Consider the following 17306-nt stretch of genomic DNA (forward strand, 5'->3'; position numbering starts at 1 on the left):
GCCCCAATTCCGCCGCGACCAGGCCCGCCACCGCCGGGGCCTCGCCGTGCGGGACGCCCGCAACCGGTGGCCCGCGTTGCGCCCTGGCCTGAGCCGCGGGTTGCGGCTCGCCAGTGCAGCTCGCGTCCGCACCCGCTCGAGGCCTGGCGGACTCCACACCACCCCGGCGCCAGCCGCAGCCGCAGCCGCAGCCGCAGCCGTACAGTTTTGCGCCCGATGAAGGGCGGGTGCAACGGCATCTGCGGAATGCGTCGACCTGACGTGTGCGGCTGGGCGGGAAAAGATGTCGAGCGGCTGGAGATATCGCGTATCGGAAATGGGCGGCGCATCGGCAGATCGGCATTATCGGCGGCGTAAGCGTGAGCCTATTATCGGGTAATTCTCGGCCGGTGATTCGTCGGGCATGCCGCGGGAGCGACCGCAAGGGGAGCGCGAGGGGTCGGGTCGGGGGGCGAACACTTTTCGCGCAGCGGCGAAGTACGGGTGTGATGCACCTTGGGAAGCGACATCGACGGGTCCGGTGGTGAGATGGTGGCGCAGCTGGGACACACCTACCTGGACACGGACGCTCACCTGATCGAGCGGGCGCCGGCGGCGCCGGAGCTGTTCACGGCGATTTTCGACAGGCACTACCGGGACATCTTCTCCTACGTGGCCCGCCTGCCGGAACCGGTGCGGGCGGTGCTGCTCCTGGTCGCGTGGGCCGGGCTCAATCAGCAGGAAGCCGCGGTGGCGCTGGGCATCCCCGCCGGCACGGCCCGGTCGCGGCTGCACCGGGCGCGACAAGAGATGCGGCAGGCGCTGGGCGCCGATATCGAGATGGGTGAGTGATGGACGAGATCAGTGTTCTGCGGGAGACCTTCGAACCCGGCGCCGCACCGTCGGCGGAGGCGGAGCAGCGGGCCCGGCTGGCGCTGCGCAACCGGATGGCCGCGCCCGCCCCGGCCCGGCGCCGGGTCTCGTGGCGGCTGAGCATTCCGGTCGCGGTGACGGCCGCCGCCGCGGTGACGGCCATCGCGATCGGCACCGCCGGTGGGCCGGCTCGGGTCGGGTCGCCGGGGCCGGCGCAGTCGGCCGGGCCGGTGCCGGCGCCGCCCTATCTGAAGCCGGTGAGTGCCGCCCAGGTCCTGGAGAACGCGGCCTGGACGGCCGAGCAGGAGACCTGGGTGGATCCGCGCCCGACCCAGTTCATGTATGTCGAGACGCTGGAGATGCTCAACCCGCCGGAGATCCAGCGGAAGAAGCCGAACGGCGCGATGATCCCGGGCAAGGCGCAATACCGGAAGATCCAGCAGTGGGAACGCATCGACGGGCAGGTGCGGGGGGAGATCCGCGACGGCCGGCTTCAGGTACGTACGCAGGGGCAGAACAAGTCCTACTGGGCGTTCGTACCGTGGTCGCAGATCGTCGAACTGACCTCACCGGAGAAGGTGGCCTACTACCTCGAGCATCCCGAGGGCGGCGTGCTGGCGATGCCGGAGGCGCTGGCCGGTCAATATGTGCTGCCCCCGGACGTCAAGGCGGCCCTCTTCCGGTACCTCGCCGAGCGGCCGGGCATGCGGGTCAACCCGGACGCGGTGAACCTCGACGGCCGGGCGGCGATCGGGCTGGGCCGGACCGTGGAGGGCTATTTGTCCGAGGAACTGCTGTTCGACAAACAGACGTACACGCTGATCGGGGATCGTCTGGTGGCGGTGGCCGACCACGTGAGCCGGAGTGACGACGGAACCTCGTACACGACGAGGGGTGATCTTTTCCGGCAGGTGATCTATCAAGACATGATGATCGTCGACAAGCCCGGCGAGACGAACTGAACATCGACGCATGCTTGGGGCCCCGGTGGGCACCAAGCAAGCCGTGCAAACGTCGGACATGATTTTCGCGGTCGTCGGGCTCGGCGCCCTGCTCGCCGGTATCCTCCCGCGGGTGCTGGAGAAGCGGCCGCTCTCCATGCCGATCGTCTTCGTCGGCCTCGGGATGCTGGTCTTCGGGCTGCCGCTGGGACTGCCCGAGGCCAACCCGCTGGACCACCCCAAGCTCACCGAGCACCTGACCGAGGTTGGCGTGATCGTCGCGCTGATGGGTGCGGGGCTGAAGATCGACCGGCCCTGGGGCCGGCGGGCGTGGAAGTCCACCGGGCGTCTGCTCGTGATCGCCATGCCGATCACGATCGCCGCGATGGCGCTGCTCGGCTGGTGGTGGATCGGCTTCGTGCCGGCGACGGCGCTGCTGCTGGGCGCCGCGCTCGCCCCGACCGACCCGGTGCTCGCCGCCGACGTGCAGGTCGGCGAGCCGACCGACGAGGAGGACTCGGAGGACGAGGTGCGGTTCGCCCTGACCTCCGAGGCCGGGCTCAACGACGGCCTGGCGTTCCCGTTCGTGTACGCGGCCATCGCGATGGCCGGCAGCGCCGGGCTCGGCTGGGTCGGCGAATGGGCCTTGCGCGACGTCCTTCTCAAGGTCACCGTCGGCGTCGTCGGCGGCGTGCTCGTCGGCAAGCTGCTGGGCCGGCTGTTCTTCCGGGCCCGCAAGGAAGAGCTGCGCCTGGCCAAGCACTCCGAGGGCTTCCTCGCGCTGGCGGCGACCATGCTTGCGTACGGGGTGGTGGAGGTCGCCCACGGTTACGGCTTCCTGGCCGTGTTCGTGGCGGCCCGGACGATCCGGGCGGCCGAGAGTTCGCACGAGTACCACCAGGTGCTGCACAACTTCGCCGAGCAGACCGAGCGGCTGCTGACCGTACTGTTGCTGCTGTTGTTCGGGGGTGCCCTGGTCGGCGGCCTGCTGGCCCCGCTGACGTGGCCGGCGGTCCTGGCCGGGCTGGCACTCATCTTCGTCGTCCGGCCGCTGTCGGGTTTCCTGTCGTTGCGGGGCGCGCCGGGCCACCCGGCCGAGCACTGGGTGATCGCGACGTTCGGCATCCGGGGGATCGGGTCGTTCTACTACCTGTCCTACGCCCTGACCCTGGCCGACTTCCCCCGCGCCGACCTGGTCTGGGCCACCATCGGCTTCGTCGTGCTGGTGTCGGTGGTGCTGCACGGGGTGGCCGCCACCCCGGTGATGCGGCGGCTGGACCGGGCCAACGAGCGCACCGGACGGCAGGAGGCGGTCGCGGCCTGACCCGGCGGCAGGTGTGACTCTTGTCGATCGGGCAGGGCACCGCTCAGGCGTTGCTGAGGCCTGCCGATTTGTCTGGTATGCGGGTGTGGTGGCGCCTGGTTCTGGTGCCGCTGCTGGTGTGGATGCTGCTGGTGACGGTGGGCACGGGCCTTCTGCTGTGGCAGCAGGGACACAGCCGGCAGGCGGTGGCGCAACGGTTCGACAGCGGGGTGCGTGCCCTGGGTGACTTCATGTCCAGCATCGCCGCCGACCAACTCCTGCGGGAGCGGATCCAGGCCGAGACGTGGCTGGCCGCACCGGAGGTCAGCGCCCACGATTTCCAGCTGGTCGTCGGCGGCTTCGGCTACCCGTCCGCGGTCCTGCTCGATTCCACCGGGCGGGTGCTGCGCAACTACCCCGCCGAACCGTCCCTGGTCGGCCGGGACCTGGCCGCTCGCTACGCGCACCTGCGGGCCGCGGTGGACGGCCGCCCGACGGTCTCGGCGGTGGTTCCGAACGCCGCGCGCGGGCTGCCGGTGGTCGCGTTCGCGGTGCCGTTCACGACGTCGTCGGGGCGGCGGGTGCTCTCCGGGGCCATCCCGGTCCGGGCCAGCCCGCTCGCGCCCTACCTGGCCGGCGCACTGGCCCTGACCGACGCCCAGGTGCAGCTGACCGACACCCGCGGGGACATCGTCGCCGCCACCGAGACCTTCGGCAACGCCGAGCCCAGGCTGGCCGACGAGAACGGCCGGCTGGCCACCGCCCTGAACCGGCGGCCGGGCGGCCGGTACCGGGCCGACGGCACGTGGTGGCACTACTCGTCGGCGGACATCGCCGGGACGCCCTGGCGCGGTTCCGCCACCATCCGGGAGAGTGATCTGTACGCGTCGCTGGTCGCCAACGAGATCGCCGGCCGGGCCGCCCTGGCCGGTGCCGCGCTCGTCGGGCTGGCCGTGGTGGCGGCGGTCGGCCGGACGCGGGTGGGCCGGCGCGCCCTCGAGGTCAGCGAACGTCAGCTCGCCCGTCGCGCCGGGGAACTCGAGGACGCGAACACCAATCTGGCCGACGTGATCGCGATGCTCAGCCATGACGTACGTCAGCCGCTTGCCAAGATCGTGGGGTTGGGCGGCCTTCTCCAGGAGGAGTGGGGCGCCATCCCCGAGCACACCCGGGTCAACTACGTGCAGCGGATGACCGTCGCCGGGCTGCGGGCGAACGACCTGGTGACCGACATCCTGATGCTGGCCCAGCTGGACGCGGGCGCGATGCTCGCCCGCCCGGTGCGCCTCGACGTCGCGCACGCCGTCCGCGAGGCGGTGGCCGCCCACCATGTCAGCGAGGGCACCCCGATCTCGGTGGCCGCCCCCGACGAGACCGCGGGCCTCGCCGACCCGGCCCAGCTCCAGCTGGTCCTGGGCAACCTGCTGTCGAACGCCGCCAAATACGGCCATCCGCCGATCGAGGTGACCGTGGTCGCTGCGGGGGAGCAGGTGTCGATCCGGGTCGCCGACCACGGCGAGGGCGTGCCGCCGGAGTTCGTGCCCCGCCTGTTCGACCGGTTCGCGCGGGCCGAGTCCGGCGTGGCGACCACCAAGGCGGGCACCGGCCTCGGCCTCTACCTGGTGCGGCAACTCGCGCAGGCGGGCGGCCTCGACGTCGCCTACGAACCGGGCGAGACCGGCGGCGCGGTCTTCGTCGTGACCGTGCCACGAACCCATGTCGGCGAGGAGATCGGTGTCTCCTGACCCGGGGAAGTGCCCGGCAACTTTCAGGTCGCCGGTCACGGTGCCGATTCTGTCCGCCATGAAGCTCTTTTCCTGCGGTGACGTCGTTCCCGGCTGTGACGCTCAGTTCGAGCACGACAGCGAGGACGGCATCCTCGCCGCCGTGGCCCAGCACGCGAGGGACGTCCACGGGCTGGCCGCCGTGTCCGCCGAACTGGTCGCCGCGGTGCGCTCGGCCATGGTCAGCCGCTGAGCATGCGCGTCGGAACCGACCTCGACTGGCCGGCCATGCTCGCCGCCGCTCTCAGCGGTTCCGGCATGCGCGCGGTCTTCCAGCCGATCGTCGACCTCGCCCGCGGGGTCGTGGTCGGTTACGAGGCGCTCACCCGGTTCGACGGCCCGGTGCGCAACCCCGAGGTCTGGTTCGACGCCGCCCGCAAACACGGATGCGGCGCTGAACTGCAGGCCATCGCCCTGCGCGCGGCCCTGCGGGAGCGTTCGTCGCTGCCCCGCAACTGCTTCCTGACCGTCAACGTCGGCCCCGAGGTGCTCACCCACCCGGCCATCCGCCGGATCTGGGCCGAGGAGGGTGACCTGCGCGGACTCGTGGTCGAGTTGACCGAGCACTACGCGGTCGACGACTACACCGCGCTGGAGCCCGACCTCAACCGGCTCCGCGCCGCCGGGGCCCTGATCGCCGTCGACGACGCCGGTTCCGGTTACGCCGGGCTGACCGCCCTGCTCGCGCTGCGCCCCGCCATGATCAAGCTGGATCGGGCGCTGGTGCACGACGTCGACCGGGACGAGGCCAAGCGGGCCCTTGTCGAGATGGTCGGCACCTTCGCCGGCCGGATCGACGCCTGGCTGCTGGCCGAGGGCATCGAGCGCGCCGGCGAGCTCGAGGTGCTGGCGGCCCTGGAGGTGCCGCTGGCGCAGGGCTACCACCTGAGCCGTCCGGCCGACCCGTGGGCGCTGATCACCGACGAGGCCGAGCGCGTCCTGGCCGTCGGAGCCCAGGACCGCGGCGGGCGGGGCCTGCGCCCGCTGCTGGAGCACCCACCGGTGGTCACCGACGCGGTGGCGGCCCGCGCCGCCTTCGCCGACCCGGCGGTCGACCTGGTCGTGCTCTGCGACGAGTACCGGCGCCCGATCGCGACCATCGACGACCGTTCGACGTCGACCCCGATCGTCCTCCCGGACATCAAGGTCAACGTCGACACGTCACCGGGCGACGCCGCCGAACGAGCCATCACCCGCGCGGACTGGACCCGGCCACTGCTGTGCACCGACGACGCCGGCCGCTACCTCGGCGTGGTCCGCATGCCGCGGCTGATCCACGCCCTCCGCACCGGCTGACTCCACCACCTCGAAGACGTGTTCGAGCCGGGCCAGCTGCAGGATCCGCCGCACCCGAGTGGTCGGCGCGGCCAGCACCAGCCGGCCACCCTGGCTGATCATCCGGCGGTGGGCACTGAGCAGCAGCGCGATCGCGGCCGCGTCAACGAGCGGGCTCGCCCGCAGATCGACGGTCAACCGCCGGGGCGCCAACTCCACCGCCTCGTTGATGATCCGCCGCCACCGGTCGACCGCGAAGCCGTCGAACGGCTCGGTGACGATGACGACCGCCTCGGGAATTCGCTGATCTGTCATGGCTCAAGACTCGGCCGGCCATGTAGCGGCGATTCCCCGAGGACATGACGATTTCATGACGTCAGCAGGTCGGCGTAGTCGGCGATGGTCAGCGGGCCGGTCGACAGCGAGCCGTCGCCGCGGGGCACGCTGAGCGGACTGCCGCCGCTGGTGAACTGCACCGTGCCGACCTCGGCGCCCTGGCTGGTCAAAGTGCAGACGATCTGGCCGTACGCGAGCATCTCGTCGGTGCGCCCGCCGTACTCGGACGGCTCGGCGACCGCGACCGTGGCCCGGTGCTGGGTGATCGTCATGCCACCGATCCGGGTGGTGGTCAGCGCGCTGGTGAAGCCGTCCCGCTGCTCGGCGCTGCTCGGCCCGGCGAGCAGGTCGGCGAGCATCTGCTGGGCCGACGGGGCGACCGGAACCCGCCGGACCACCCGGACGAGGGCGCCGTCGCGCACCAGGTAGACGCGTTCGAGGGCGGAGCCGAACCGGTCGGGGACCGGCGCCGACGACACCGACGTACGGGGCCGGTCCAGGTCACGGGGCTCGTCGTCGACCGGTACGCCGCACCCGGCCGCGAGCAGCACCACCGCCAGCAGAAGCCGCTTCACGACGCGCACCCCGGCAGGTCGACCCGGAACCGCGCGCCGCCGCCGGGCCGGTCGAGCACCGACGCGCTCCCGTCGTGCGCGGCCGCGTGCTGGGCGACCAGGGCCAGACCGAGGCCGGTTCCGTCGGAGTTGCCGCGGGTGTGGGCGGCGCCGCCCCGGACGAACCGGTCGAAGATCACCGGCTTGTCCTCGGGCCGCACCCCGGGCCCCTCGTCGTCGACCTCGAGACGCCCGTCGCCGCCGTGCAGTTCCAGCCGGATCGCGGTGGCGCCACCCCCGTACGCGGCCGCGTTGTCGAGCAGGTTGCCCAGCAGCTGATTGAGCCGCCGCCGGTCGACCGACCAGATGAGGTCGCCCGCGGGGTGCACGATCCCGGGCGGCAGGCCGCGCTCCCGGCACGCCCGCCGGGCCAGTTCGGCGACGTCGACGGCGGTCCGCTCGGCCGGCTGGTCGCCGCGGGCGAGCGTGAGCAGGTCGTCGACCAGGCGCTGGAACCGGCTCACCTCGTCGGCGACCAGCCCGGCGGCGGTGGCCGTCCGGTCGTCGAGGCTGTCCTTGCGCCGGGTGAGCACGCTGGCCGCGGCCGCGAGCGTCTGCAGCGGCGAGCGCAGCTCGTGACTGACGTCGGCGGCGAAGCGGCGATCCCGTTCGAGCCGGGCCGACAGCTCGTCGACCATGTGGTTGAACGACGTGGTCAGCCGGGCCAGGTCGGGCTCCTGGGCGGGGTCGAGGCGGGCGTCGAGGCCGCCGCGGACGATGTTCTGCGCGGCGTCGGCGACCCGCACGAGCGGCCGCATGACATATCTGCTCGCGTACGCCCCGAGCCACGCCCCGCCGAGCGCGGTCGCGATCGCCACTCCGGTCAGCACCACCGTCAGCACGCGCAGTGTGTGATCGAGCTCGGCCAGCGAGTCGACCTCGTAGAACGTGGTGTCCGCGCTGATCGGCAGGGCCACCACCAGGGTCGGCACGCCGTCGTCGAGGATCCGCTGGACAGCCGGCCGGCCCTCGCCCACCCGCTCCTGCAACGCGGCCGGGACGACCTCGCCGGTGTCGGCGTTACGCGAGTACCAGGCACCGTTGCGGAGCACCAGAGCGCGCCTGTTCTCGCCGGTGTCCAGGGCGCGCAGCACGGCCGCGAGGTCCGGGTTGACGGCGGTGATGCCGGCCCGCACCACCGAGGCGTCGTAGTAGGCGGCTCGCACGGCGGTGTCCTCCCGCTCGGCGAGCAGGGAGTGCCTGGTGATCTCGTACGAGACGAAAGCCATCGTCGACGAGAGCGCGAGCGCTCCGGCGGCGAAGCCGCTCACCACCCGCGCGCGCAGCCCGGCCCGGATCATCGCTGCAGTTTGTAGCCCAGGCCGCGCACGGTGACCAGGTGCCGCGGTGCGCCGGAATCCGATTCGATCTTCTGGCGCAGGCGTCCGACGTGCACGTCGACGAGCCGTTCGTCACCGCCGTCGTAACCCCAGACGCGCTGCAGGAGCTGCTGGCGGGAGAGCACCCGGCCGGGATGGTCGGCGAGCTCGCACAGCAGCTGGAACTCGGTGCGGGTGACGGCCACCGGTTCGCCGCCGAGCCGCACCTCGCCGGCGTCCGGCAGGATCTCCAGGTCACCGAAGCGGTGCACCGGGATCGCGTCCGGCCCGGCGACCCGGGCCCGCCGGCGCAGGGCCCGCAGCCGGGCCGTCAGCTCCGGGATGGCTATCGGTTTGACCAGATAGTCGTCCGCGCCGGCCTCCAGCGCGGCGACGATGTCGTGCGTCCCCTCCCGGGCCGAGACCACCACGATGGGTACGTCGTCGGTGCGCCGCAGCTGCCGGATGCACTCGAAGCCGTCGATCCCGGGCAGCATCAGGTCGACCAGCACGGTGTCGGCCGGCCGGCTCTGCTGCAGCGCGATGCCTTCCTCGGCGGTCGAGGCGCCGGCCACCGCGTATCCCTCGTCCTCCAGCGCGAGCTGCAGGGAGAGCCGGATCCGGTCGTCGTCTTCGATCACAAGTACGGCGGACATCACCCCATCTTGTCCGGCGGCGGCCCGGATCGACGAGGATCCGGTGGCGGAACCGGAACTGTGTCACGCAACTGTCATGATTCAGGCGCCGTCGTGGTGCCGGCGCCGCTCGTTGATCTCCCAGGTCATCACGTAGAGACGGATCGCCTGGGCGAGGCTCTCCTCGGTGTGGAAGGTGAGCACCATGTGCAGGCCGGGATCGCCGTGCGGGGCGTCACGCACCGTGTAGACCTTGCCGCTCAACGCGACCTCGCCGGAGTCCCCGAGCCGTACGGTGGCCCGCAACTGGTCGCCGGGGGTCAACGCGACCGGCTCGTCGATCCAGCAGCGCAGCCCGCCCTCGCTGATGTCCAGCAGGGCACCCTCGATCCGGCGGTCGTCCTCGGTGGTCAGCTGGACCGCGGCGCCGCCGCCGCCACGCACGAACTCGCGGCGGTTGCTCTGCCGGGGCTCCGCGGTGGGTGCGAGCCGCCAGCGGAAGGGGGCCTCGTCGGAGACGGCGACGAGGCGGGTGGGGAGCACGACGCGGGTGCGCGGCGGCGCCCAGAAGATGTCGAACTGCTGGCCGGGCGCCATCGCCGCGGGGCCGGCGGTCTCGAGCGGGGCGGCGACGGTGAAGGTGTCACCGTCGATCGACTCGAGGCGCGACCGGAAGTTGATCCCCTCGCCGAGAACGAGGTAGACGGGCGCGCCGAGCGCGGGCAGCTCAGTGGTGGCGGAGACGGACGCAGTCATCGGGAAGGCACCTCACCAAACGGGGATCCGGTCGAGTGCTCTGTTCGGCCGCCGGCCCCGCGACGTGAGAGTTTCGGTAGCGATTCGGTGGTGACCCGGGTCGCGGCGGGTGCCGGCGTCGCCCCGGGCGCCGTCAGCTGAGCTCTTCGGCCAGCTCGGCGGGGGCGGGGGAGACCGGTTCGGGCAGCTTGCCGCCGCGGCGGGCGCGCAGCCGGAACAGGGCCGGGATCAGCCAGATGGACAGGCGCTTGGCGGCGCTGTGCAGGCCGGCCAGCACGAAGCCGAGGGCGATGCCGAACCCGGCGGCCAGCAGCGGCGAGTCGGCGAAGGCCATCCCGCCGACCCGGCCCAGGCCGATCGAGTAGGCCGCCCACAGCCCGCTCGATACGAGGCTGGCCAGGTAGAACGGGCCGAGGGGCAACTTCACCGAGCCGGCGGTCAGGGTGGTCGCGGTCCGGCCGTACGGGATGAACCGGCCGACGACGATCGCGATGCTGCCCTGTCGTAGCAGGGCCCGCTCGGCCTTGGCCTTGGCGGCGGCCAGCCGGCCCATCTTGATCCGGGCGCCCGCCTTGCCGCCGACGTAGTACGAGATGCGGTCGCCGGCCACGCCGCCCGCGATCGCGGCCCCGGCGAGCCCGGCGACGTGCGGGGATCCCGAGGTGGAGATGGCGGCGAGGCCGATGAGGATGGCCTCGGACATGGCAACCGGGACAAAGCCGTCAATTGCCACCAGGACGAAGATGATCACGTAGAGCCACGGCGACGAGATCAGTGGCATCAGGTAGTCGATCATCCAGGGCCCTTCGTAGCTTCGTTGCCTCGACCATACGAATTCTGCAGGCCCGGCCGCGATCTTGCTGTCCGATAATGCCTGGTGAGGTCAACCCCGCCAACCTGTGAACCGGCCCGTTCGGCGGTCCGCGAGCTGCCCGAGCGTGCGCAAGCGTCGAGAATGGCCGACGCTTTACCGATGACTGTCGATGAATACGTTCAGGCGCACTGCACGCCCGCCGACGATGTCCTTCGTGAGCTGGCCGCGGAGACGGTCGCGCTCTTCCCGGACGCCGCCGGGATGCAGGTCTCGCACGACGAGGGCCAGTTGCTCACCATGCTGGTGCGGCTGACCGGGGCGGCGTACGCGGTGGAGGTCGGGGTCTTCACCGGTTACTCCGCCCTCTGCATCGCCCGGGGCCTGCCGGCCCACGGCAAGCTGCTCGCCTGCGACGTGTCCGAGGAGTGGACCGGCCTCGCCCGTGAATACTGGCAGCGCGCCGGCGTCGAGCACCTGATCGACCTGCGGATCGCCCCGGCGATCGAGACCCTGCACGCGCTGCCCGCCGACCCGGTCGTCGACTTCGCGTTCGTCGACGCCGACAAGACCGGTTACCCGCAGTACTACGAGAGTCTCGTCCCGCGCCTGCGTCCGGGCGGCCTGCTGGTGCTCGACAACGTCCTGCAGGGCGGTCACGTGCTCGACCCGGCCCCGGAGCGCCCGGCCCATGCGGTCGTGCAGCAGCTCAACGAGACGGTACTGGGCGACGACCGGGTCGAGTCGGTGATGCTCCAGGTGCGCGACGGCGTGACCCTGATCCGGAAACGCTGATCCGGAAAGACTGGGCTGAATATTCGGTGGCCGGGCCGGCCGGAGCGCTGCTAGCTTCGCCGGAACTGATCGCCGAACAAGGGTGGACCCTTGTACCTCTGCTGAGACATGCACCGCGCCGGGCCGGCACAGGCCCGGCGCATCGGCGTCCCGCATCGTGCGTTCCTTCGCCGTGCGCGGATCTCCTCCCGCGAAGCGTCGTCTTCGCACGCAATGTCGAAGCAGATCGGTGTCTCAATCCATGCTGTCCACCACGTGGCTGGTGTGCCGCGAAGGCCTGCCCGTCATCCGCCGCCGCTGCCTGAACTGCAGCTCCGACAGGTATCGCCCGAACGGCAAGTTCCGGATCAACGCGAACCACAAACTCCTCGACGTCTGGCTGCTGGCGCTGTGCGCCGGATGCGGGAAGACCATCAAACTGACAGTCCTGGAACGGGTCCAGGTCCACACCATCGACCCACCGACCCTGGACCGCTTCCACGACAACGACCTGACCCTCGCCGCCGAACTCCTGGCCGACCCGCTCCTGGCCCGCCGCAACTCGGTGACGCTCGACTGGGCCGATGCCTGGACCCTGCGGCGGACGGCCGGCGACGGCCCGGTGGTCGAGGTCGGCTTCGCCGAGCGGATCCCGATCCGGGTGACCACGTTGCTGGCGGCCGGCCTGAACGTGTCCCGGACCGAGGTGCGCCGTTTGATCGCCGACGGCAGTCTCCAGTCCAAGCGCCGCCTGACCGGAACGGTGTCCGCCGACTTCACCTTCGAGGACCGCCGCTCCACCTAGCCCGCCGGGGGCGGTTATCCCCACCAGAAAGACGGGTGCTGGCTCGGTTCTGCCGGGCCGGCCACCTTCCTAGCGTGACCCCATGAGGATTCGCACAGCACTTTTCGCCTCGTTGCTCGTCGGCTGCGTCACGGTCGCCTCGGCCCCGTCCGCGTCCGCCGCGGCCGGCGACGCCCCGGTTCGGCTCACGCTGCCGGCCCCCACCGGTCCCTACCGGGTGGGCACCACCGACCTGCACCTGATCGACCGCTCCCGCGCCGATCCGTGGACGACCACGCCGGCCTACCGCGAGCTGATGATCAGCATCTGGTACCCGGCCGCGGCAGCCGGCCGGTTCCCCCGCGCCCCGCACATGCTGCCCGGCGCGGCCGCGCACTTCGGCAGCGCCGCCGGTGCCGGTCCCGGCCTCTACGGCATCCCGGCCGGATCGGTGGACTTCGCCGGCACCCGGACCGGTGGCCACCTCGGGGCGCCGGTGGCCCGGCACCACCGGCCGTTCCCGGTGGTCGTCTACTCGCCCGGCGCCGGCGATCCGCGGACGTGGGCGACGACGGAGGTCCAGGACCTGGCCAGTCGCGGCTACGTGGTGGTGACCGTCGATCACACCTACGACGCGTCCGAGGTGGAGTTCCCGGGCGGTCGCGTGGTCGAGGGCCGATTGCCGCAACTCTTCCAGGAGACCACCGACTTCCAGGCCCTCGCGAAGAAGATCTTCGACGTCCGGATCGCGGACATTCGCTTCGTCCTCGACCTGCTCGCCGCCGTGAACCGCGGCACCGACCCGGACGCCGAACGCCGGCCCTTGCCGGCCGGTCTCACCGGCGCGCTCGAGCTGCGCCGGACCGGCCTGTTCGGGGTCTCCGCGGGCGGGCTGACCGCTCTGCAGACGATGGCCGAGGACTCGCGGATCAGGGCCGGGATCGACATCGGCGGCAGCATCGAGACCCCGCTGATCCCGGATGCGATCTCGTTGTGGCCGGTGGCGCGGCGCGGCCTGGACCGGCCCTTCATGGTCATGGGCGACGCCGGCACCGACCACCATCAGACACCGTCCTGGAAGATGTTGTGGGACAACAGCACGGGCCGGCGCCTGGACGTGTACCTCACCGGGGCCAAGGGGGAGGACTCCTACAAGGACGCCGTCCCGCTGATGCCGCAGATCGCCCGGCAGCTCGGTCTGCCGGACAGCTTCGTCACCGACGCCATCGGGACCGTCGATCCGGGCCGGGCCGTCCGCGCCGAGGAGACCTTCGTCGCCGCCTTCTTCGACCGCTGGTTGCGCGGCCGGGACAGTCACGTTCTGGACGGACCGTCCCCGAACGCCCCGGACGTCACTTTCGTCCCCTGAGCCGAGCTCAGGTGCGGTGCCGGGGACCGTGGATCTGCGCGTGCAGGCGCTCCATCCGCTCGTCCAGGCGGGCGGCGTCGTGGGCGGCCGCGGTCAGCTCCGCGCGCAGGTGGTCGGGCACGTCCTGCTCGTACTTGTAATGGATCTTGTGTTCGAGGCTGGCCCAGAAATCCATGGCCACGGTGCGCAGCTGGACCTCCACCGGAACCGTCACCACCCGGTCGGAGAGGAAGACCGGGATCTCGACGATCAGATGCAGGCTGCGGTAGCCGTTCGCCTTGGGTTCGGCGATGTAGTCCTTGGTCTGCAGCAGCTTGACGTCCTGCTGACGGGTCAGCATCTCGGCGACCGTGTAGACGTCCGACACGAAGCTGCAGATCACCCGCACCCCGGCGATGTCGCGGATCCGGGCCCGCACGGTGTCGAACGCCATCGGGCAGTTGATCCGGCGGGCCTTCGCGGTGAGGCTCTCCACCGTCTTGAGGCGGGTGATGACGTGCTCGATCGGGTTGCCGCGGCCCCGGTGCTGCAGTTCCTCGGCGAGGATCGTGATCTTGGTGCCGATCTCGGCCAGCCCGAACTTGTAGACCAGCATGAAATGGGTCAACTCGTCGGCCGGCAGCCGCAGCGTGTCGAGCTCGGCGGCGGTCTTCGACGCCAGCGCGGACCGGTCGATGGTCACTGTCTCGTCCCCCGGAGTGTCCTGCTTGCGCCACCACGGTATGCGGCCCGTGCTCGTCCCGGCGGGGCAACCGCCAAGGCGGGGCCGGTCCGGCACGCCCGCACCGCTGGAACCGGCCCGGCCGGGGAGGAGGCGAGGCGTGGATTGTGCCGAAGCCCCGGCCTCGATCGCAAGCGAACCCGGCACCGATCCCTCGGCCGGGTTCCTCGCGGGGGTGGCGGCGCCGACATCACGCCCGGCCGCCGCCGGTGCCGTTGACCAGGGGCGGCCGCTCGGGCCGGAGGAGGTGACGCACTTCGCCAGCCTATCCGGGTGGGCGCCGGGAGCCCGGTGACACCGGCCGCCGCCGCTCTCCGGGTCGGGGTCGATGCCGAGCGCCTGCGCGGTCGGGGAGGACGCCTCCCCGATGATGTTGCTCGGGCCCCCGTCGGCGAAGACCGCGTAGCCGACCTTGTTGTTGCAGTTACCGCCGCCACGCTGCCCGGCTTGATGCCGCTGCTCGAGTAGTTGAACCGCGGGCTGGGGAGCGGAATCACGAAATAGTGGGTCTTGTCGGCTTGGAACGATTTGCCGGCCGACGTCTGGAGCGATGTCTGGTTCTGGTACCGCGGGTCGGTGCTCTCGCTGCAGTTCGACGTGCGTACGCCGTCGCGGTCGATGTCCATGTCGGCCTTCCGGAAGAACGCCGGCCCCTTCTTGCGGATGTTGACGGTCGACGAGCCGCCGTCGTCGGTGGCGTACTTGCCGGTCGAGACGACGCCGCAGGAGCTGACCTCGGCGAGCAGCCCGGCGGCGACGAACCCGGTGGGAAGTTTGCGTTCCCCGTGTCCTCCTTCGGGAGTGGGATCTGACGCAGGGAAGTGTGCCCACAATGGACGGACAGCCGTCGCAGTATCAGGCAACTTTCCAAACAATTACCCGGGGCGAACGGTATCGATCCTCCGAACGGGGCCGCAAGGTAGCGGACTCGATCGATTGCCGGCGGGCTCCTCCGGTGGCCCCCGAGTGAGCCGTCAGAGGGCGACGAAGGTCAGGCCGCGTGCCTTGAGGGCCGGGATGACCGTGCTGAGCGCCTGGTAGGTCTGTGACCGGTCGCCGCCGCCGTCGTGGCAGAGCAGGATCTGGCCGGGCCGGGCGGCCAGCAACCGGTTCTTGATGGCGGCGGTGCCGGGGCGCGCCCAGTCGCGGGGGTCGTCACTCCAGTCGAGCGGCACCAGACCGGCCCGCGCGGCCTCCTGCATGACCGCGGGCGACCAGTCCCCGCCGGGCGAGCGGAAGATCTTCGGCGCGTACCCCGTGGTTTTCTGGATCTTGCCCTGCGCTCTGGCGATCTCCTTGCCGATCGCGGCGCCGGGCTGGCCGGCCAGCTTGGAGGGATGGCTCCAGGTGTGGTTGGCCAGCTGGTGACCGGCGCCGGTGACCGATTTGGCGACCGGTTCGTGACCGAGCACCTGGTTGCCGATCATGCAGAACAGCGCCGGTACGTCGTACTTGTCGAGCAGTCCGAGAATCTTCGGCGTCCAGATCGGGTGCGGACCGTCGTCGATGGTCAGCGCGATCGCATCGGTGGGGAAGGCCGGCCCGCCGGTGACCCGCTGATAGTCGGTAAGCGTGTAGATCGGGCGTTTCTGCACCACCAGTGAATGCCGCACGGGTGCGAGGGTGCCCTTCTCGGGTTGGCGGGGGCGGGGCACGGCGGTCGCCGGGCCGGGCCCGGGTGACTGGTCCGAGCCGGTTCCGGCGGCCGCCGCGCCGGCCAGCAGGGTCAGGCCCGCCGCCCCGGGCACGGCGGTCAGCAGCCGCCGCCGGGTCAGGCCGTTCGGCCCCGCCGTCAATCGCTGTCGGGCCTGGTCGGCCGCCGCGGGCAGGGCGGTCCGCAGCCGCGTCACCTTGGCCTCGATGCCGAGCCGGCGGAACATGGGAAACCTCCATCAAGATCCCTGGGGCTGACCGCGGGCAAAGCTAGCAGCCTTGATCAAGCTCGCCCAGCGGCATCCGGCCGGAATTCAGGCGGCCGCGATGCCGGATCTCCTTCGAAAGCGGCCTGGAGCAGCGTCTGGACGTCGAGGCGGGCCAGGTCCTGGGCGGGCAGAATGGTCGTGCAGCACTCCGGGCCGGTGTGTCCCAGGTGGATGACCGGGCAGCCGGCGGCGATCGCGCTCGCCACCCCGGTCGCCGAGTCCTCCACCGCCACGCAGTCCGACGCCGACCGGCCGAGCAGGTGGGCGGCGAGTCGATAGGGCGCGGGGTCCGGCTTGCGCTCGTGTTCGGGCACGTCGTCGCCGGTGACGATGACATCGAAGAGCCGGCCGCCGCCGTTCGGCAGCACGCAGTCGACCAGAGCCCGGCTGCTGCTGGTGACCAGACCGGTGGGCAGGCCCGCGGCTCGTACGCCGCGCACCACCTCGAGCGCCCCGGGCAGCCAGTTGGTGTGCCGGCGTAACGCCGCCCCGACGTTCGCCTCCAGCCAGGCCACGTCGGCCAGCACGTCACCCTGCCAGCGGAGGCGGCGGTGGACGGTGGCGACCGCGATCGGGGTGGCCAGGCCGACGAGGCCGTCGAGGGCGCCGTCCGGAAGGTCCGCGGCGCGCTCCTCGGTGAGCGCCCGCCATGCCGCGAACCAGTAGGGGTTGCTGTCCACCAACGTACCGTCAAGATCGAAAAGTACCGCCCGGCGGGACATCGATCCTCCTTCATGTCGTTCGCTCCCCCTAGCTCATGTCATGACGCTGCGCAGGGTCAAGACCACGCAGCGTGCGGATTGTCGCCGGGTCGGTGCGGCGGCGGCGTATCCGCGGCGTCCCAAGCGCTCTCCGGTCGAGCTGGACAAGGCGAATTCGAGTCGTGTCAATTGCCATCCTGGTGAGTTCTGTGGAGCAGTTCACGCACCGGTCCGAGGGCATTGGAAAAGGCCGGGACAACCACGGAGAAGTGCAGAGAGGGCTCGTCGCCGAAGCCGCTCGAGACGAGTCCGGCGGGCGGCTCGTGTCTTGTTCCTCGGTCCGCCGGGAACGCGAGATGCGGTGCGGCGAGCCGGGACCGACCGCGATCCGGCGACGGGTTCAGCAGCC

The 17306-nt window shown here is 71.4% G+C and carries 17 protein-coding genes and 1 pseudogene; 9 read left to right on the forward strand and 9 right to left on the reverse strand.

What is annotated here, in order from left to right:
- Window positions 1-495: 495 nt before the first annotated feature.
- The 6 genes from Afe05nite_RS38355 to Afe05nite_RS38380 all read left to right on the forward strand — a co-directional run bounded on the left by Afe05nite_RS38355 (window position 496) and on the right by Afe05nite_RS38380 (window position 6176).
- A complete protein-coding gene (locus Afe05nite_RS38355; RefSeq protein ID WP_239118515.1) occupies window positions 496-831 on the forward strand; it encodes an RNA polymerase sigma factor in 336 nt (111 codons plus the stop codon).
- Window positions 831-1814 carry a CU044_5270 family protein gene (locus tag Afe05nite_RS38360; protein ID WP_203822237.1) on the forward strand — a complete coding sequence of 328 codons (984 nt, stop codon included), beginning with the start codon at window positions 831-833 and terminating at the stop codon, window positions 1812-1814. The genes Afe05nite_RS38355 and Afe05nite_RS38360 overlap by 1 nt, the downstream gene beginning before the upstream one ends.
- Window positions 1815-1824: 10 nt before the next feature.
- Window positions 1825-3117, forward strand: a complete 1293-nt coding sequence (locus Afe05nite_RS38365) for a cation:proton antiporter (RefSeq protein ID WP_239118516.1) — start codon at window positions 1825-1827, stop codon at window positions 3115-3117.
- Between the two features lie 83 nt (window positions 3118-3200).
- Entirely contained in the window at window positions 3201-4841 is a 1641-nt protein-coding gene (locus Afe05nite_RS38370; RefSeq protein WP_203822238.1) for a sensor histidine kinase, read from the forward strand.
- A 58-nt stretch (window positions 4842-4899) separates the two neighbouring features.
- Window positions 4900-5073 (forward strand): DUF1059 domain-containing protein, encoded by a 174-nt coding sequence (locus Afe05nite_RS38375; RefSeq protein WP_203822239.1) that lies wholly within the window; start codon window positions 4900-4902, stop codon window positions 5071-5073.
- A gap of 2 nt (window positions 5074-5075) precedes the next feature.
- Window positions 5076-6176 (forward strand): EAL domain-containing protein, encoded by a 1101-nt coding sequence (locus tag Afe05nite_RS38380; protein ID WP_203822240.1) that lies wholly within the window; start codon window positions 5076-5078, stop codon window positions 6174-6176.
- 12 nt (window positions 6177-6188) lie between these two features.
- On the opposite strand, the pseudogene Afe05nite_RS44300 reads toward Afe05nite_RS38380, so the two are convergent.
- From Afe05nite_RS44300 to Afe05nite_RS38405, 6 genes and pseudogenes are all read right to left on the reverse strand, one after another.
- Window positions 6189-6470, reverse strand: a pseudogene (locus Afe05nite_RS44300) (STAS domain-containing protein); the annotation flags it as partial.
- 53 nt (window positions 6471-6523) lie between these two features.
- Window positions 6524-7066 (reverse strand): GerMN domain-containing protein, encoded by a 543-nt coding sequence (locus tag Afe05nite_RS38385; protein ID WP_239118517.1) that lies wholly within the window; start codon window positions 7064-7066, stop codon window positions 6524-6526.
- Window positions 7063-8406 carry a sensor histidine kinase gene (locus tag Afe05nite_RS38390; protein WP_203822242.1) on the reverse strand — a complete coding sequence of 448 codons (1344 nt, stop codon included), beginning with the start codon at window positions 8404-8406 and terminating at the stop codon, window positions 7063-7065. Before Afe05nite_RS38390 ends, Afe05nite_RS38385 begins: the two co-directional genes overlap by 4 nt.
- On the reverse strand, window positions 8403-9080 hold the full coding sequence (locus Afe05nite_RS38395; RefSeq protein WP_203822243.1) for a response regulator transcription factor: 678 nt from the start codon (window positions 9078-9080) through the stop codon (window positions 8403-8405). The genes Afe05nite_RS38390 and Afe05nite_RS38395 overlap by 4 nt, the downstream gene beginning before the upstream one ends.
- Before the next feature lie 81 nt (window positions 9081-9161).
- Window positions 9162-9815, reverse strand: a complete 654-nt coding sequence (locus Afe05nite_RS38400) for a flagellar brake protein (protein WP_203822244.1) — start codon at window positions 9813-9815, stop codon at window positions 9162-9164.
- Between the two features lie 133 nt (window positions 9816-9948).
- A complete protein-coding gene (locus tag Afe05nite_RS38405) occupies window positions 9949-10611 on the reverse strand; it encodes a DedA family protein (RefSeq protein ID WP_203822245.1) in 663 nt (220 codons plus the stop codon).
- 177 nt (window positions 10612-10788) lie between these two features.
- Between Afe05nite_RS38405 and Afe05nite_RS38410 the strand changes: the two genes are divergently transcribed.
- The 3 genes from Afe05nite_RS38410 (at window position 10789) to Afe05nite_RS38420 (ending at window position 13553) form a co-directional block, all read left to right on the forward strand.
- Window positions 10789-11421 (forward strand): O-methyltransferase, encoded by a 633-nt coding sequence (locus tag Afe05nite_RS38410; RefSeq protein WP_239118518.1) that lies wholly within the window; start codon window positions 10789-10791, stop codon window positions 11419-11421.
- A 229-nt stretch (window positions 11422-11650) separates the two neighbouring features.
- On the forward strand, window positions 11651-12205 hold the full coding sequence (locus tag Afe05nite_RS38415) for a DUF1062 domain-containing protein (RefSeq protein ID WP_239118519.1): 555 nt from the start codon (window positions 11651-11653) through the stop codon (window positions 12203-12205).
- 82 nt (window positions 12206-12287) lie between these two features.
- The gene (locus Afe05nite_RS38420) at window positions 12288-13553 is read left to right on the forward strand and encodes an alpha/beta hydrolase (RefSeq protein ID WP_203822247.1); all 1266 of its coding nucleotides are present in this window, start codon (window positions 12288-12290) and stop codon (window positions 13551-13553) included.
- Between the two features lie 7 nt (window positions 13554-13560).
- Here the strand turns inward: Afe05nite_RS38420 and Afe05nite_RS38425 are convergent, their stop codons facing one another.
- From Afe05nite_RS38425 to Afe05nite_RS38440, 3 genes are all read right to left on the reverse strand, one after another.
- Window positions 13561-14235 (reverse strand): GTP pyrophosphokinase, encoded by a 675-nt coding sequence (locus Afe05nite_RS38425; RefSeq protein WP_239118520.1) that lies wholly within the window; start codon window positions 14233-14235, stop codon window positions 13561-13563.
- 1013 nt (window positions 14236-15248) lie between these two features.
- On the reverse strand, window positions 15249-16154 hold the full coding sequence (locus Afe05nite_RS38435; protein WP_203822249.1) for a polysaccharide deacetylase family protein: 906 nt from the start codon (window positions 16152-16154) through the stop codon (window positions 15249-15251).
- A 56-nt stretch (window positions 16155-16210) separates the two neighbouring features.
- A complete protein-coding gene (locus Afe05nite_RS38440) occupies window positions 16211-16918 on the reverse strand; it encodes an HAD family hydrolase (RefSeq protein ID WP_203822250.1) in 708 nt (235 codons plus the stop codon).
- Window positions 16919-17306 lie beyond the last annotated feature (388 nt).

The sequence above is a fragment of the Paractinoplanes ferrugineus genome (assembly GCF_016862195.1).
GTDB classification, from domain to species: domain Bacteria; phylum Actinomycetota; class Actinomycetes; order Mycobacteriales; family Micromonosporaceae; genus Actinoplanes; species Actinoplanes ferrugineus.

Coding starts and splice junctions, on each gene's coding strand:
- Afe05nite_RS38400 (WP_203822244.1), bottom strand. CDS start 9,815: ATGACTGCGTCCGTCTCCGCCACCACTGAGCTGCCCGCGCTCGGCGCG.
- Afe05nite_RS38390 (WP_203822242.1), bottom strand. CDS start 8,406: ATGATCCGGGCCGGGCTGCGCGCGCGGGTGGTGAGCGGCTTCGCCGCC.
- Afe05nite_RS38375 (WP_203822239.1), top strand. CDS start 4,900: ATGAAGCTCTTTTCCTGCGGTGACGTCGTTCCCGGCTGTGACGCTCAG.
- Afe05nite_RS38360 (WP_203822237.1), top strand. CDS start 831: ATGGACGAGATCAGTGTTCTGCGGGAGACCTTCGAACCCGGCGCCGCA.
- Afe05nite_RS38405 (WP_203822245.1), bottom strand. CDS start 10,611: ATGATCGACTACCTGATGCCACTGATCTCGTCGCCGTGGCTCTACGTG.
- Afe05nite_RS38435 (WP_203822249.1), bottom strand. CDS start 16,154: ATGTTCCGCCGGCTCGGCATCGAGGCCAAGGTGACGCGGCTGCGGACC.
- Afe05nite_RS38440 (WP_203822250.1), bottom strand. CDS start 16,918: ATGTCCCGCCGGGCGGTACTTTTCGATCTTGACGGTACGTTGGTGGAC.
- Afe05nite_RS38420 (WP_203822247.1), top strand. CDS start 12,288: ATGAGGATTCGCACAGCACTTTTCGCCTCGTTGCTCGTCGGCTGCGTC.
- Afe05nite_RS38365 (WP_239118516.1), top strand. CDS start 1,825: ATGCTTGGGGCCCCGGTGGGCACCAAGCAAGCCGTGCAAACGTCGGAC.
- Afe05nite_RS38395 (WP_203822243.1), bottom strand. CDS start 9,080: ATGTCCGCCGTACTTGTGATCGAAGACGACGACCGGATCCGGCTCTCC.
- Afe05nite_RS38410 (WP_239118518.1), top strand. CDS start 10,789: ATGACTGTCGATGAATACGTTCAGGCGCACTGCACGCCCGCCGACGAT.
- Afe05nite_RS38380 (WP_203822240.1), top strand. CDS start 5,076: ATGCGCGTCGGAACCGACCTCGACTGGCCGGCCATGCTCGCCGCCGCT.